Consider the following 14,221-nt stretch of genomic DNA (forward strand, 5'->3'; position numbering starts at 1 on the left):
GACGTTGCCATTCGAATTGAGTCGCGAGACGCTCGGTCTGCGCGTTGGAGGGCCAGTTATGAAGATCGCAGCGAGTCGATCAAGGCCTGCCCCTGTCAGATTTTTGAAATAATCTGGATTGACTCGTATCTAGCCACGGATTCGCGTCAAATTTCTTATAAGTATCTGATTTACAACAGATATTGTCGTTACACTTTCGTGTCGTTTTTGCGAATCGCGGTGAATCCGTGGGTTCCGGTAAATTGGGGTTCGCGGGGTCCCGAAACGTTCCGTGCACAACGCGCGGCGATGGGATGGAAGCGATGCGGTTCCGCAGCCGACGACAAAAAGCCCGCCGGATTTGCATCCAGCGGGCGTTTTTACCGCAAAATCAGCGGGAATCAGGCCAGCGCGGAGAGGCGCTTGGTCAGACGCGAGAACTTCCGGCTGGCGGTGTTCTTGTGCAGCACGCCCTTGGCGACGCCGCGCATCAGCTCGGGCTGGACCAGCGCCATCGCAGCGGTCGCTGCGGCCTTGTCGCCTGCTTCCAGTGCATTCTCGACCTTCTTGACGAAAGTCCGGATGCGACCGGTGCGGTTGCCGTTTACCAGTGTCCGCGCGGCGTTACGACGGATACGCTTTTTCGCCTGTGGCGTGTTCGCCATGAAGCCCTCTGATTCTGCAAATAAGAAAGGGCGGGAGAAAGCTCCCGGCCCCGGAAGCCGTGCGCCTTAGCGAGAACGTGCGCGCTGGTCAATCACCGCTGGCACTTTGGGCACCAAAATGTCGAGCGCCCGCCCTCGGCATAGCGCGCTACGGTGCCCCCGCACGCGCAGGGCTCCCCCTCGCGGCCATAGACCAGGAATTGCTTGGAGAAATAGCCGAGTTCCCCATCGGGCCGCGCATAATCGCGCAGGGTCGATCCGCCTGCCTCGATCGCGGAGAGCAGCACCGACCGAATCGCCGCGACGAGTCGCTCGAGCTTGGCGCGCGACAGCTCGCCCCCGCTGCGCTTGGGCGAAATGCCCGCAAGATGGAGCGCCTCGCAGACATAGATGTTGCCGAGCCCGGCGACGATTCGCTGATCGAGCAGCAGCAGCTTGATCGACGCGATTCGCCCGGCAAGCGCCGCGTGCAGGTACGCGGCGGTCAGCTCGGGGCCGAGCGGTTCCGGCCCCAAGGCCTTGAAGGCGGGAAAGTCGGCGAGCGCGGTCGTCGCCAGCAGATCGACCGAGCCGAAGCGCCGCGCGTCGTTGAGCGCCAACCGCTGCGTCGCGGTTTCGAGAATCAAATGATCGTGCGGCAGCACATCGCTGGGGTCGACGCGCCAACGCCCCGACATGCCGAGATGGAACACCATGGTGTCGCCGCGATCGGTTTCGATCAGCCCGTATTTGGCGCGTCGGCTAAGCCCGGTGACCGTGGCCCCGGTCAGACGCTGGCCGAGATCGGCCGGAAAGGGGTGCCGCAAGTCCGGGCGGCGGAGCTGGACCAGCGCGATGCGCTGCCCCTCCAGCACGGGCCGCAGACCGCGCACGGTGGTTTCGACTTCGGGGAGCTCAGGCATTCCCCCGCTTTCGCTGGAACCGCGACAGGGGTCAACGTGCCCACCGCGTTATCGCTTCTCCGCGTCCTCTGCGCCTCTGCGCGAACCAATTTTGTTCGCGCGGAGGCGCGGAGGACGCAGAGACGAAGAGATTCCTCGGCCACGCGCGGAGCAATTTGGCGGAGCAGCAACGCGATGGTTTGCGCCGCCGCTTCGCTCGGCTAGAGCGGGCGGCATGACCGACACCCAATCCGGCTCCGATACCGCCCCCGGCACCGTCTCCTTTGGCTATGAAGACATCCCCGCCACCGAAAAGACCGCGCGCGTCGGCGGCGTGTTTTCGAGCGTGGCGCGCAGCTACGACATCATGAACGACGCGATGTCGGGCGGGATGCACCGTTTGTGGAAGGATCGCTTCGTCCGCCGCGTGAAGCCGCGCGCGGGCGAGCAGATCCTCGATATGGCGGGCGGCACCGGCGACATCGCCTTCCGCCTGGCCGAATCGGGCGCGAGCGTGACCGTCGCCGACATCAACCCGCAAATGCTGGAAGTCGGCATGGAACGCGCCGCCAAGCGCGGCATTGATGGCCTGGTATGGACCGAGGCCAATGCCGAGACGCTGGTCTTCCCCGACCGCTTTTTCGACGCCTATACGATCGCCTTCGGTATCCGCAACGTGACCGACATCCCCAAGGCGCTCCGCGAGGCGCACCGCGTGCTGCGCCGCGGCGGGCGCTTCTATTGCCTGGAGTTCTCGACCACGCTGTGGCCCGGCTTCGCCGATGTCTATGACGTCTATTCCCACAAGGTGGTGCCGCAGCTCGGCAAGTTGCTGGCGCAGGATGCCGACAGCTATCGCTATTTGATCGAATCGATTCGCCGTTTCCCCGACATGCCGACTTTCGAAGGCATGATCCGCGACGCGGGCTTCGTGCAGACCGGGGTCGAGCCGATGCTGGGCGGGCTGGTCGCGATCCACCACGGGTGGAAGATTTGATGCAGTGCGCTGAAACCCCTCTCCCAACGGGAGAGGGAGGGGCCCGCTCGACGCAGTCGAGTGGGAGGGTGAGGGCGACCAACGCCTGCGCAATCACCCTCACCCTTCCGTCGCTTCGCTCCTCCCTCCCTCTCCCGTGGGGAGAGGGAACAATATGACCGCCCCCGCTATCCACCTGTGGCGCCTGCTCAAATGGGGCCGCATCCTCGCGCGCCATGGCGCGCTCTCGGGCATCGAGCGCGATCTCAATACGCCGACGCCGGTGCGTCGCCTCGCGCGGATCGCACGGATCGGTGCGCGCGTGCCCGCCGTGCCGCGCTATGCCGATGCGTTTCAGGCGATCGGCCCCGCTGCGATCAAGCTCGGCCAGACGCTGGCGACGCGGCCCGACATTGTCGGCGAGGCGGCGTCGAACGATCTGATGCGGCTGCAGGACGCGCTGCCGCCCGTGCCCTATGACACGATCCACGCCGCGATGACGCGCGCGTTCCAGCGCGATCCGGCGGAATTGTTCGCCTCGATCGATCCCGTCCCGGTCGGTGCAGCCTCGATCGCGCAAGTCCATCGCGGGGTCACCACCGACGGCCGCACCGTCGCGATCAAGGTGCTACGCCCCGGCGTCGAGGAAGATTTCACCCGCGCGATCGACACCTATGAATGGGCGGCGGCGCAAGTCGAGGCGATGGGCGGCGAACTGTCACGGCTGCGCCCACGGCTGGTGATCGAGACGTTCAAGCGCTGGACCGCGCGCGAGCTCGATTTGCGGCGCGAAGCCGCCTCCGCCTCCGAACTCGCCGATGCGATGACCGCCGAGCCCGATTTCCTGGTGCCCAAGATCGATTGGCAGCGCACCACCGGCCGTGTGCTGACGCTCGAATGGATCGACGGGATCAAGCTGTCCAACCGCGCGGCGCTGGTCGAAGCGGGCTATGACATGCAGGCGCTGGCCAACACCCTCGTCCACGCTTTCCTGCGCCAGGCGATCGCCGAAGGCTTCTTCCATGCCGACATGCACCAGGGCAATCTGTTCGCGCTGCCGGGCGGCAAGATCGCCGCGATCGACTTTGGCATCATGGGGCGGATCGACCGGCGCGCGCGCGTGTGGCTGGCCGAGATCCTCTACGGGCTGATCACCGGCAACTATAAGCGCGTGGCCGAAATCCATTTCGAGGCGGGCTATGTGCCGCCGCACCACAATGTCGCCGAGTTCGCGACGGCGCTGCGCGCGGTGGGCGAGCCGATGCGCGGCATGGCGGTGAAGGACATGTCGATCGGCATGATGCTCGACGGCCTGTTCAATATCACTCGCGATTTCGACATGCAGACGCAGCCGCATTTGTTGCTGCTGCAAAAGACGATGGTGATGGTGGAAGGCGTCGCGACCAGCCTCGACCCCGACATCAATTTGTGGGACGCCGCCGCCCCGTTCGTGCGCGAATGGATCCGCACAGAACTCGGCCCCGAAGCGGCGGTCGCCGACCGACTGGTCGAGGGCTTCCGGACCCTGTCGCGCTTGCCCGATCTGGTGCGCAACATCGAACGGCGTTTCCCCAATCCGCCCGGAGCCCCGCCCGAGCCGCCGCTCAAACACATCGAAGTGCTGCGCGTCGGCGGCGGCTGGCGGTATGCGCTCGTTGCGCTGGTGAGCGCGGGGGCAAGCCTGGGCCTTGGGTGGGTACTCTGGGGGTGAAGGACGCCACGCCCCTGTGGCTCGCCAAGCCTTCCAGATTTGCCGGGGTATCGCTCCAGAAGGCCCGTATCGGCCTGGCGCTACTCGCGCTGCTGTTACTCGCGACCTTGCTGGCTTTGGCGAGCCCCGGGACACCGTCGATCGACCATGACCCGGCCAATCGCGGCGAAGATCAAGCCGATGTCGTGCGCTATGAGACGATTGTCCAAGGGATGCGCGGCGGTGGCGGTTATTATCCGGTGACCGCCCAAGCGCTCCGCGCGGGCGATGATCCGATGCGCCCCTTCCTCACCTTCCGCCTGCCGACGCTCGCGGTGGTACAGGCCGCGCTGCCGCCCCCCGTCACCATGCTGCTGCTCTATGCGCTGGTCGCGGGAGTGGTGTTCGCCTGGTATCGACAATTGCGGTCGGCTTTTGCCCGTCCGGCAGCGGTGTGGGTCGCGATGGCGTTGCTGGCGGGGGGGCTGATCGCCTTCGTGAAGGCCGACCTTGCCTGTTTTCACGAGATTTGGGCGGGATTGCTGATCGCGCTGTCGCTCGCCGTGCGGCGCGAGGGCAAATGGGTCGAGGCGGTCGCGATCGGGCTGATCGCGATGCTGATCCGGGAAAGCGCTGCGCTCTACGTCGGTATCATGGCAGTGTTCGCCTTTGCCGAGGGCCACCGCAAGGAAGCGATCGGCTGGACATCGACGCTGGGGGTGCTGGCGATCGTACTCGCGCTCCACGCTCACGCCGTGTCGCTGGTGGTACGGGAGACCGATCCGGCTCTGTCGGGCTGGCCCGGCCCGCTGGGTTTCGGCTTTTTCATCACGACGATGCAGCTTTGGACGGTGTTGAGCTTGGCTCCCTTGTGGTTCGCCGCGCCGGTCGTCGGGCTGGCACTGTTCGGCTGGGCTGCGTGGAAGAGCGAACTGGCGTTGCGCGCGCTGGCCGTGTTCGCCGGTTATGCCGCGCTGCTGGCTCTGTTCGGGCGCGCCGACACCTTCTATTGGGGGCTGATGGTCGCGCCCACGCTCCTGATCGGCCTCGCTTTCGCGCCGGACGGCGTGCGTGACCTGATCGCGCGCGCGCAGGACCCGCGCCGCAAGATTACTGTTACGCGGGTGGTGCGATGAAGATTCTGCTGATCGTCGGCGGCGGCATTGCCGCGTACAAAGCGTGCGAGCTGATCCGGCTGTGCCGCAAGGGCGGGATTGCGGTCAAATGCGTGCTGACCGATGGCGGCGCGCATTTCGTCACGCCGATGACGCTGGCCGCTTTGTCCGAAAACCAGGTCCATACCAGCCTGTGGGACCTGAAGGACGAAGTCGAAATGGGTCATATCCAGCTCAGCCGCGAGGCCGACCTGGTGGTGATAGCCCCTGCAACGGCGGATCTGATGGCGAAGATGGCGGCGGGCATTGCCGATGACCTGGCCACCACTTTGCTGCTCGCGACCGACAAGCCCGTGCTTGCAGCACCCGCAATGAACGTGCGGATGTGGCAGCACCCGGCAACGCAGCGCAACGTCGCCACGCTGCGCGGCGATGGCGTGACCGTGCTGGAGCCCGATGAAGGCGCGATGGCGTGCGGCGAATATGGCCCCGGTCGCCTGCCCGAGCCCTCGGCGATTTTCGCGGCGATTCGGGCGGCTTTGGCTGCGTGACCGCGCTTCACATCCTAGTCACGGCCGGCCCCACGCATGAGCCGATCGACCCGGTGCGCTACCTCGCGAATCGCTCCTCCGGCAAGCAGGGCTTTGCGATTGCCGCCGCGCTGGCCGCGCGCGGCGCGCGGGTGACGCTGGTCGCGGGGCCGGTTGCGCTCCCCACGCCGCCGGGGGTGACGCGCATCGATGTCGAGACCGCGCTGGAGATGGCAGCGGCGGTCGAAGCGGCGCTGCCGGTCGATGCGGCAATGATGGTCGCCGCCGTCGCCGACTGGCGAGTCGACCGCACCGCGCAGAAGATCAAGAAAGGCCCGGACGGGCCCCCGACGCTGCAGCTTGTCGAGAATCCCGACATCCTCGCCACGCTCGCCGCCAGCCCGCTGCGCCCGCGCCTGCTGATCGGCTTTGCGGCCGAGACCGAGCGCGTAACCGAGCACGCCACCGCCAAGCTGACGCGCAAACGCGCCGACTGGATCGTCGCCAACGACGTGTCGGGCGACGTGATGGGGGGTGCCGCCAATGCCGTCCACATCGTTACTGCAGGCGGGATCGAAAGCTGGGAGCGGCTGCCGAAGGACGAGGTCGCGGCGCGGCTGGCCGATCGCATTTTGGCAACGCTTGCGCCGAACGGCTCGGCGACCTTCGACACGCCCGATACGCACTGCTATGATCCGGCGATGAGTGGCTCCATTACCATTGCGCTGAAACGCCTCCCCCATGGCGAAGGCCTGCCCCTGCCCGTTTATGCAACCGAGGGTGCGGCGGGCATGGACGTCGTCGCCGCCGAGGAAACCGTGCTCGTGCCCGGCGCGCGCGCGGCGATTGCAACCGGCTTCGCCATCGCGATTCCGCCGGGATATGAGGTGCAGGTTCGCCCGCGCTCGGGCCTGGCGCTGAAGCACGGCATCACCTGCCTCAACACGCCGGGTACGATCGACAGCGATTATCGCGGCGAAGTGAAAGTCATTCTCGCCAATCTCGGGCAGGAGCCGTTCGCAATCGCGCGTGGCGACCGGATCGCGCAGCTTGTCCCCGCCCCCGTGCAGCGCGCGGTGCTGGAAGTGGTGGAGGCGCTTGACGATACCGCGCGCGGCGTCGGCGGCTTCGGGTCGACCGGGCGATGATCGCCCTGCTGCTTCTGCTCCAGGCGGCGGAGCTGCCCGCCATGCCGACCGACTGGTCGGCGTTGGCACCGATCCCCTATCTCGCGCCGCCCAAGGTGACGCCCGAGCTGTCCGGGTTCGTGGCGACCGAAATCACCGCCGGGCGCTGCGCCGTGCCCAAGCCGGCCGATGGCCATTATGTCGTGCGTGTCGACGTCGCGACCTTGATCGCCTCGGACGGAACGGTGCGGCGCGCGGTGCCGCACGCCATTGCCTGCCCGACGGTCGAACAATATGCGGCGGGCCTCGTCACCGGTTTTGCGCGGGGCAATCTGCCGATGCGGCCGGGCGCGACCGACGCCTGGTATCGCGCGACGATCGTGTTCGAGTGGAACGCCTAGTGCCGTCCTCGGAGAGGCCGGATCATCCCCATCCCGTTCGGGCTGAGCCTGCCCTGAGCAAGGCCCTTCGACAGGCTCAGGGCGAACGGAAAACGGCGCGAAACACCAAAGCTGTGCCTCTGACAGGCTGCCTGTGACGCTGTCCGACGAAGAGCTGAACCGCTACGCCCGCCATATCGTGCTGCGCGAGGTTGGTGGCGCAGGGCAAATGCGGCTGAAGGCCGCGTCGGTCGCGATTGTCGGCGCAGGCGGTATTGGCAGCCCAGCCATTCAATATCTGGCAGCAGCCGGGGTCGGGCGGCTGATCGTCATCGATGACGACACCGTCGATCTTTCCAACCTCCAACGCCAAACCCTGTTCGGCGATGCCGATGTCGGCGCGGGCAAGGTCGCGGCGGCGGCGCTCGCGGCTCACCGGATCAACCCGCATGTCGTCATCGACCAGCGCCCCGAGCGGCTGACCCCCGACAATGCCGCCCGCCTGCTGGCGGGCGCGGATGTGGTGATCGATGGCACCGACAGTTTCGCGACGCGTCTGGCCGTCGCCGACGCCGCGCACGCCTTGCGCATCCCGCTGGTATCTTCGGCGGTCGGGCAATTCGAGGGGCAGCTTGGCGTGTTTCGCGGCTGGGAGGCGGACAAGCCCTGCTATCGCTGCTTCGTCGGCAATGTGGTCGATCAGGCCGGCGACAGCTGCGCCGAACAGGGCGTGCTGGGCGCGATGACCGGGGTGATGGGCAGTCTCGCCGCGCTGGAGGCAATGCGCAGCGTGGTCGGCTTCGGCGACGATAGCGCGGGCAAGCTGCTGCTGATCGACGCGCTCGCTTTCCGCTTCCGCACGATCGTGCTGCCCAAGGATCCCGGATGCGGGGGATGCGGTTAGCGGGGTTTTAAGGGAGCGCACGCTATGCGCCTGCCATGACCTCTCCGCGCATCCTCATCATCTTCGGCACCCGGCCCGAAGCGATCAAACTCTTTCCCGTCGTTGCGGCGCTCAAGGCGCAGGGCGGCCTCGACGTGCGCACCTGCGTGACCGCACAACATCGCGGGCTGCTCGACCAGGTGCTCAGCATCGCCGGTCTGCGCCCCGATATCGATCTCGACCTGATGGAACCGGGCCAGACGCTCGACCGCCTCACCGCGCGGTTGCTGACCGGCCTTGGCGATGTGATGGATGCCGAAAAGCCCGACCGGGTGATCGTGCAGGGCGACACCGCCACCGCGATGGTCGGTGCGCTCGCGGCCTATTATCGCAAGGTGCCGGTCAGCCATGTCGAGGCGGGCTTGCGTTCGGGCGACATCTACCAGCCCTGGCCCGAGGAGGTGAATCGCCGCATCGTCGCGCCGATCGCCGACCAGCATTTCGCGCCGACCGAAACCGCCGCCGAAGCGCTGCGTCGCGAAAATATCGCAGCCCAGACGATCCACGTCACCGGCAACACCGTGATCGACGCGCTGCACGCAACGCGCGCCAAGCTCGTGGCGGACTCGACGCTCGCCAGCGGGCTCGACGCGATTGCGCAGCGTTTCGCGGGCAAGCGCATCATTCTGGTCACCACCCACCGCCGCGAGAATTTCGGCGGGGGCATGGACAATATCGCGCACGCGCTCGCCCGCATCGCCGCGCGCGATGACGTGGCGATCCTGTTCCCGATGCACCCCAACCCCAATGTCGTCGAGGCGATGAACCGCGTGCTCGGCGACCGGCCCAATATCGCGCGGATCGATCCGCTCGATTACCCCCACTTCATCCGCGCGCTGGAGCTGTGCGACATCGCGCTGACCGATTCGGGCGGCGTGCAGGAAGAAGCGCCTGCGCTCGCCAAACCCGTGCTGGTGATGCGCGAGACGACCGAGCGCCCCGAAGGCGTGGCGGCAGGCACGGCCAAGCTGATTGGGACCGATGCCGAACGGATCGTTTCCGAAATATCAACCCTCCTCGACGACAAGGGCGCGTACCAGTCCATGGCACGCGCCCACAATCCGTTCGGCGACGGCCATGCGTCCGGCAGGATCGCAAAGGTAATCGCCGATGGTTTCGGATGCTGAACTGAAGGTTGTCGTCGTCGGGCTGGGTTATATCGGCCTGCCGACCGCCGCCGTGATCGCGCGCACGGGGGCCAGGGTTCTTGGCATCGACGTGTCCGAGCATGTGGTCGAGACGGTCAATTCGGGCAAGATCCATATCGAGGAAGTCGATCTCGACGGCCTCGTCTCGGGCGTGGTCGCGCGCGGCACCTTGCGTGCGGCAACGCAGATCGAACCCGCCGACGTGTTCGTCATCGCGGTGCCGACGCCCTTTGCCGACGATCACGCGCCCAATATCGGCTATGTCCTGCGCGCCGCCACCACCATTGCCGCCGTGCTGAAGGCAGGCGATGTCATCATCCTTGAATCGACTTCGCCCGTGGGCACGACCGAGAAGGTGCGCGACTTGCTCGCGCAGTTGCGCCCCGATCTGAAGGTGCCCGGCAAGACCGGCGAGAGCGCCGACATCGCCATCGCCTATTGCCCCGAGCGCGTTCTCCCTGGGCGCATCCTCGTCGAGTTGATCGACAATGACCGCGTGATTGGCGGCATCACGCCGCGATGTGCGCGCAAAGCGCTGCAATTCTATCGCCGCTTCGTGCGCGGCGCGTGCGTCACCACCACCGCGCGCGCGGCGGAGATGACCAAGCTGACCGAAAACGCGTTCCGCGACGTCAACATCGCCTTCGCCAATGAACTCAGTCGCGTCGCCGATACGATGGAGGTCGATGTGTGGGAGGTGATCCGCCTCGCCAACCGCCATCCGCGCGTCAACATCCTGTCGCCCGGCCCCGGCGTCGGCGGGCATTGCATCGCGGTCGACCCGTGGTTCCTGGTCCATGCCGATCGCGACAACACCCCGCTGATCCGCACCGCGCGCGAAGTGAACGACGCCAAGATCGACTATGTCGTCGAGCGCGCCGAGGCGATGGTGGCGGCGCACCCGGGCGTTCGCGTCGCCTGTCTGGGCCTCGCCTTCAAGGCCAATATCGACGATTTCCGCGAAAGCCCCGCGCTCAAGGTGGCGACCGCACTCGCGCAGCGCTTCGGCGATAGGCTCGATGTGGTCGAGCCTTATACCCGCACCCTCCCCGCCGCGTTCGACGGCACCGGCGCGACGCTGACCGACATCGATACCGCGATCGAGACGTGTGGCATCATGATCGTGCTGGTCGACCATGACGTGTTCAAATCGGTGCCGGTGGACGAGCGCGCCGACAAGATCGTCTATGACACGCGCGGCATCTGGCCCGATCAACCCCGCGCGCCCGTCCGCACGGAAGCGTTGCGCCTCGCCAGCTAAGGCCTGATAGAGACCGCCATGTCGACCGATCCCATCCTCGTCACCGGTGTCGCCGGGTTCATTGGCATGCATGTCGCGCGCGCGCTGCTGGCGCGGGGCGAGCATGTCATCGGCATCGATAGCTTCAACGATTATTACCCCGTCAGCCTGAAGGAAGCGCGCGTCGCGGCGATCGCGGCGGAGGCTGAGGGGCGCTTCACGCTGCACCGCGTGGATTTCGCCGATCATGCCGCACTCGATGCAGCGCTCGGGTCCGCACGATTCACCCGCATCGTCCATCTCGGCGCGCAGGCCGGGGTGCGCTATTCGATCGACAATCCGCGCGTCTATATCCATTCGAACATCGCCGGGCACCTCAACCTGCTCGAACTCGGGCGGCAGCGCGGCGTGGCGCATCTCGTTTATGCGTCGTCCTCGTCCATCTATGGCGGCGATGCGAGCGTACCCTTCAAGGTCGACGACCGCGCCGACCGCCCCTTGTCGCTCTACGCCGCGACCAAGCGCGCCGACGAGTTGATGAGCGAAACCTACGCGCATCTCTATCGCCTGCCGCAAACGGGGTTACGCTTCTTCACCGTCTATGGGCCGTGGGGGCGGCCCGACATGGCGATGTGGCTGTTCACCAGCGCGATCCTCGAAGGTCGCCCGATCCAGGTGTTCAATCACGGCGATATGCGGCGCGATTTCACCTATATCGACGATATCGTTGCCGGGATCGTCGCCTGCCTCGACCATCCGCCTGCCGATGACGGCAGCATCAAGGCCGGCGGCAGCCCGGCCCCGCACCGGCTCTACAATATCGGCAACCACCGTTCGGAACGGCTCGACCGGCTGATCGACCTGATCGAGGCGGCGTGCGGCAAGCCCGCCATCCGCAACAACGCGCCGATGCAGCCGGGCGACATGCCCGATACCTTCGCCGACATCAGCGCGATCCAGCACGACCTCGGCTTCGCACCGACCACCTCGATCGATGTCGGCGTGCCCCGTTTCGTGGATTGGTATCGCGGCTATGTCGAGCGCTGCTGAGCGCCCGATCAGCCCCGACCGCTCGAGTCTTATTTCAGCAGGTCCACCGCAAAAGCACGGACGGCTTCGCCAATATCCGCGCGCCCGACGGCCACCGCCAGATTGGCGGTTACGTACCCAGCCTTATCGCCGCAATCATAGCGTTTGCCGTCAAAGGTGAGCCCATGGAAGGGTTGATTGCCAATCATCCGCGCCATTGCATCGGTCAGCTGGATTTCGCCACCCGCGCCCTTGCCCTGGGTTTCGAGCACCCGCATCACCTCGGGCTGGAGGATGTAGCGGCCGATCACCGACAGGTTGGAGGGTGCGGTGCCCTTGGCGGGCTTTTCGACCAGCCCTTTGACTTCGGTCAGGGCACCGTCGCGCACGCCTGGCGTGATCACGCCATACATATGCGTCTGATCCTCCGGCACTTCCTGCGCGCAGATAATGTTGCCGCCGACCTGCATATAGGCGTCGACCATTTGCTTCAGGCAACCGGGCTTGCCCACCATGAAATCGTCGGCGAGCAAAACCGCAAAGGGTTCATCCCCCACGATATCGCGCGCGCACCAGACCGCGTGGCCGAGACCCATTGGTTCCTGCTGGCGAACATAGGCGACCGCGCCCGGCGTCAACCGCGTCTGCGACAGCAGTTCCATGGATTTACCCCGCGCCGCCATGGTCGCTTCGAGCTCATAGGCGATGTCGAAATGGTCCTCGATCGCCGATTTTCCGCGCCCGGTGACGAAGATCATCTGCTCGATACCGGCTTCCAGAGCCTCGTCGACCGCATATTGGATCAACGGGCGATCGACGACCGGCAGCATCTCCTTGGGCATCGCCTTCGTCGCAGGCAAGAAGCGAGTACCAAGGCCGCCGACAGGAAAAACGGCTTTGCGCAACAGGCGAACGGTCATTTTTTCTCCGAGAGGAAACATGTTAGCGAAACATGAGTTCGTTACGCTTAAATAGCGAGCGGGTCGATCAGTCCATCCGTCGAATGCGACGGACTGCCAACCAATCTCACTGGCCCGACGGAGCGGCCTTAGGATCGGCAGGCTGTTGCTGGCGCAACTGGTCAAAAGCGGCCTGCGAAATAAAATCGATCAAATCGATGTCGAACACCAGCACCGACTTTGGCGGGATCGGCCCGGAACCGGCCTCGCCATAGCCCAGACTTGGCTTGATCCACACCCGATACTGCGCGCCGCGCGGCATCGCCTTCAACGCTTCGGCGAAACCCGGCACGAGCCCCGCGACGGGCAAGGGCGTGGGTTGGGCGCTTTTGTCGAAGGTCGTGCCATTCGTCAATTTGCCGACATAGTTGACCAGCGCGACGTCTCCGTCGCCCGGCTTTTCCGTCCCGGTTCCGGGTTTCACCACCCGATATTGCAAGCCTGACGGAGTCTGGATGACCCCGCGCACGCGCGCGTTCGCAGCGAGGAAAGCATCGGCCGTAACCGGGACTGCGGCGACTGGCTGGGCGCGACGCGGGAGCGGCTTTTTGACCCGCGCTTGCGCAATCCCACTGGTCAGGAGCAGCGCCGCCAGCCCGGCGGCAAATGCGATCGCGCGCATATCAGCGGCCCGTCGGCGGTCCACCGGCACCCGGGGGCATCATGCCCTGCTGCTGCTGCATCATCTGCTGCTGCATTTGCTTGTACTTCAGGATCGGCATCGAATCGAGCAACTCGACATCGAACACCAGCGCAGCGTTGGGCAGGATCGGGCCGCCCGGCGGCACATGCTCGCCATAGCCAAGGCTCGGCTTGAGCCACAGGCGATATTTGCCGCCCTTGTTCATCAGCTTCAGCGCTTCGCTGAACCCGGGCACGACCCCACCAACCTCGAGCGGGGTCGGCTGCTGCGACTTGTCGAAGACGGTGCCATCCAGCAGGCGTCCCTCATAGGTGATGAGGACTTCGTCCGCGTCGGTCGGGTTTGGCCCGGTGCCCGGCGTCAGCACCTGATATTGCAGGCCCGACGGTGTCGTCACCACGCCCTTCGTCCGCGCGTTGTGCGCGAGGAAGGCCGTAGCGGGATTGACCTGAGTCTGGAACGCCAGCGCAACCGCCGCGACCAGCGCGACGGCGATGCCAAGCCACAGATACACCAAAATGCTCCGCTTCACGGGCTTTAGCGGGACAGCGGTGATCGACATGGTGGCTCCCGGGCAGGGGGTCGAGAAAGATAGGCAGCGAAATCAGGTCGTGGCGGGCATCACCGCCCGCCCGATCATGATCTCACCGTGCGCCGTCGCGTTCCATGCGCTTGCGCTCGAGCTTGCGCGCGCGGCGAACGGCAGCGGCACGCTCACGAGCGCGCTTCTCGCTGGGCTTCTCATAGTGACGGCGCAACTTCATTTCGCGATAGACGCCCTCGCGCTGCAGCTTCTTCTTGAGCGCGCGCAGCGCCTGGTCGACATTGTTGTCGCGTACGATGATTTGCATAAACCCGAACAGCTCCGAATCGATAGAAAAGCGCCGCCGCGAACATCAGGTCCGCGTCGCAAGGC

15 protein-coding genes and 1 pseudogene are annotated in these 14,221 nt (G+C 65.8%); 10 read left to right on the top strand and 6 right to left on the bottom strand.

The window, feature by feature from the left end:
• Positions 1-380: 380 nt before the first annotated feature.
• Both rpsT and mutM read right to left on the bottom strand, forming a co-directional pair.
• Positions 381-644, bottom strand: coding sequence for a 30S ribosomal protein S20 (gene rpsT / locus EJC47_RS10855; RefSeq protein WP_033966658.1), 264 nt, complete (start codon positions 642-644; stop codon positions 381-383).
• A 92-nt stretch (positions 645-736) separates the two neighbouring features.
• A complete protein-coding gene (gene mutM / locus EJC47_RS10860) occupies positions 737-1,546 on the bottom strand; it encodes a bifunctional DNA-formamidopyrimidine glycosylase/DNA-(apurinic or apyrimidinic site) lyase (RefSeq protein WP_126847566.1) in 810 nt (269 codons plus the stop codon).
• 214 nt (positions 1,547-1,760) lie between these two features.
• Between mutM and EJC47_RS10865 the strand changes: the two genes are divergently transcribed.
• From EJC47_RS10865 to EJC47_RS10905, 10 genes and pseudogenes are all read left to right on the top strand, one after another.
• Positions 1,761-2,522 (top strand): class I SAM-dependent methyltransferase, encoded by a 762-nt coding sequence (locus EJC47_RS10865; RefSeq protein ID WP_126847567.1) that lies wholly within the window; start codon positions 1,761-1,763, stop codon positions 2,520-2,522.
• Between the two features lie 154 nt (positions 2,523-2,676).
• Positions 2,677-4,212: a 2-polyprenylphenol 6-hydroxylase gene (gene ubiB / locus EJC47_RS10870; RefSeq protein WP_126847568.1), complete on the top strand. Its 1,536-nt coding sequence runs from the start codon at positions 2,677-2,679 to the stop codon at positions 4,210-4,212.
• A complete protein-coding gene (locus tag EJC47_RS10875) occupies positions 4,209-5,327 on the top strand; it encodes a hypothetical protein (RefSeq protein ID WP_260591542.1) in 1,119 nt (372 codons plus the stop codon). The genes ubiB and EJC47_RS10875 overlap by 4 nt, the downstream gene beginning before the upstream one ends.
• Positions 5,324-6,480: pseudogene (gene coaBC / locus EJC47_RS10880) on the top strand (bifunctional phosphopantothenoylcysteine decarboxylase/phosphopantothenate--cysteine ligase CoaBC); the annotation flags it as partial. The gene EJC47_RS10875 and the pseudogene coaBC, both read left to right, overlap by 4 nt.
• 57 nt (positions 6,481-6,537) lie before the next feature.
• Positions 6,538-6,984 carry a dUTP diphosphatase gene (dut, locus tag EJC47_RS21200; RefSeq protein ID WP_171010470.1) on the top strand — a complete coding sequence of 149 codons (447 nt, stop codon included), beginning with the start codon at positions 6,538-6,540 and terminating at the stop codon, positions 6,982-6,984.
• Positions 6,981-7,364: a hypothetical protein gene (locus tag EJC47_RS10885; RefSeq protein ID WP_033964155.1), complete on the top strand. Its 384-nt coding sequence runs from the start codon at positions 6,981-6,983 to the stop codon at positions 7,362-7,364. The genes dut and EJC47_RS10885 overlap by 4 nt, the downstream gene beginning before the upstream one ends.
• A gap of 133 nt (positions 7,365-7,497) precedes the next feature.
• Positions 7,498-8,247 (top strand): HesA/MoeB/ThiF family protein, encoded by a 750-nt coding sequence (locus EJC47_RS10890; protein ID WP_126847570.1) that lies wholly within the window; start codon positions 7,498-7,500, stop codon positions 8,245-8,247.
• A 35-nt stretch (positions 8,248-8,282) separates the two neighbouring features.
• Positions 8,283-9,413, top strand: a complete 1,131-nt coding sequence (gene wecB / locus EJC47_RS10895) for a non-hydrolyzing UDP-N-acetylglucosamine 2-epimerase (protein ID WP_126847571.1) — start codon at positions 8,283-8,285, stop codon at positions 9,411-9,413.
• Positions 9,397-10,695 carry a UDP-N-acetyl-D-mannosamine dehydrogenase gene (gene wecC, locus EJC47_RS10900; protein WP_126847572.1) on the top strand — a complete coding sequence of 433 codons (1,299 nt, stop codon included), beginning with the start codon at positions 9,397-9,399 and terminating at the stop codon, positions 10,693-10,695. The genes wecB and wecC overlap by 17 nt, the downstream gene beginning before the upstream one ends.
• 18 nt (positions 10,696-10,713) lie before the next feature.
• The gene (locus EJC47_RS10905) at positions 10,714-11,724 is read left to right on the top strand and encodes an NAD-dependent epimerase/dehydratase family protein (protein ID WP_126847573.1); all 1,011 of its coding nucleotides are present in this window, start codon (positions 10,714-10,716) and stop codon (positions 11,722-11,724) included.
• 29 nt (positions 11,725-11,753) lie between these two features.
• Here EJC47_RS10905 and galU read toward each other — a convergent pair whose 3' ends face one another.
• From galU to rpsU, 4 genes are all read right to left on the bottom strand, one after another.
• A complete protein-coding gene (galU, locus tag EJC47_RS10910) occupies positions 11,754-12,623 on the bottom strand; it encodes a UTP--glucose-1-phosphate uridylyltransferase GalU (RefSeq protein WP_126847574.1) in 870 nt (289 codons plus the stop codon).
• Between the two features lie 106 nt (positions 12,624-12,729).
• Complete coding sequence (locus EJC47_RS10915) at positions 12,730-13,284, bottom strand: FKBP-type peptidyl-prolyl cis-trans isomerase (protein WP_126847575.1); 555 nt, start codon at positions 13,282-13,284, stop codon at positions 12,730-12,732.
• Position 13,285: 1 nt separating this feature from the next.
• On the bottom strand, positions 13,286-13,867 hold the full coding sequence (locus EJC47_RS10920; protein ID WP_126847576.1) for an FKBP-type peptidyl-prolyl cis-trans isomerase: 582 nt from the start codon (positions 13,865-13,867) through the stop codon (positions 13,286-13,288).
• Between the two features lie 82 nt (positions 13,868-13,949).
• The gene (gene rpsU, locus EJC47_RS10925; protein ID WP_010162663.1) at positions 13,950-14,156 is read right to left on the bottom strand and encodes a 30S ribosomal protein S21; all 207 of its coding nucleotides are present in this window, start codon (positions 14,154-14,156) and stop codon (positions 13,950-13,952) included.
• Positions 14,157-14,221 lie beyond the last annotated feature (65 nt).

The sequence above is a fragment of the Sphingomonas sp. TF3 genome (genome assembly GCF_003985085.1).
In the GTDB taxonomy this organism is placed as follows: Bacteria; Pseudomonadota; Alphaproteobacteria; order Sphingomonadales; family Sphingomonadaceae; genus Sphingomonas.

Coding starts and splice junctions, on each gene's coding strand:
- rpsT (WP_033966658.1), bottom strand. CDS start 644: ATGGCGAACACGCCACAGGCGAAAAAGCGTATCCGTCGTAACGCCGCG.
- mutM (WP_126847566.1), bottom strand. CDS start 1,546: ATGCCTGAGCTCCCCGAAGTCGAAACCACCGTGCGCGGTCTGCGGCCC.
- EJC47_RS10865 (WP_126847567.1), top strand. CDS start 1,761: ATGACCGACACCCAATCCGGCTCCGATACCGCCCCCGGCACCGTCTCC.
- ubiB (WP_126847568.1), top strand. CDS start 2,677: ATGACCGCCCCCGCTATCCACCTGTGGCGCCTGCTCAAATGGGGCCGC.
- dut (WP_171010470.1), top strand. CDS start 6,538: ATGAGTGGCTCCATTACCATTGCGCTGAAACGCCTCCCCCATGGCGAA.
- EJC47_RS10885 (WP_033964155.1), top strand. CDS start 6,981: ATGATCGCCCTGCTGCTTCTGCTCCAGGCGGCGGAGCTGCCCGCCATG.
- wecB (WP_126847571.1), top strand. CDS start 8,283: ATGACCTCTCCGCGCATCCTCATCATCTTCGGCACCCGGCCCGAAGCG.
- wecC (WP_126847572.1), top strand. CDS start 9,397: ATGGTTTCGGATGCTGAACTGAAGGTTGTCGTCGTCGGGCTGGGTTAT.
- EJC47_RS10905 (WP_126847573.1), top strand. CDS start 10,714: ATGTCGACCGATCCCATCCTCGTCACCGGTGTCGCCGGGTTCATTGGC.
- galU (WP_126847574.1), bottom strand. CDS start 12,623: ATGACCGTTCGCCTGTTGCGCAAAGCCGTTTTTCCTGTCGGCGGCCTT.
- EJC47_RS10915 (WP_126847575.1), bottom strand. CDS start 13,284: ATGCGCGCGATCGCATTTGCCGCCGGGCTGGCGGCGCTGCTCCTGACC.
- EJC47_RS10920 (WP_126847576.1), bottom strand. CDS start 13,867: ATGTCGATCACCGCTGTCCCGCTAAAGCCCGTGAAGCGGAGCATTTTG.
- rpsU (WP_010162663.1), bottom strand. CDS start 14,156: ATGCAAATCATCGTACGCGACAACAATGTCGACCAGGCGCTGCGCGCG.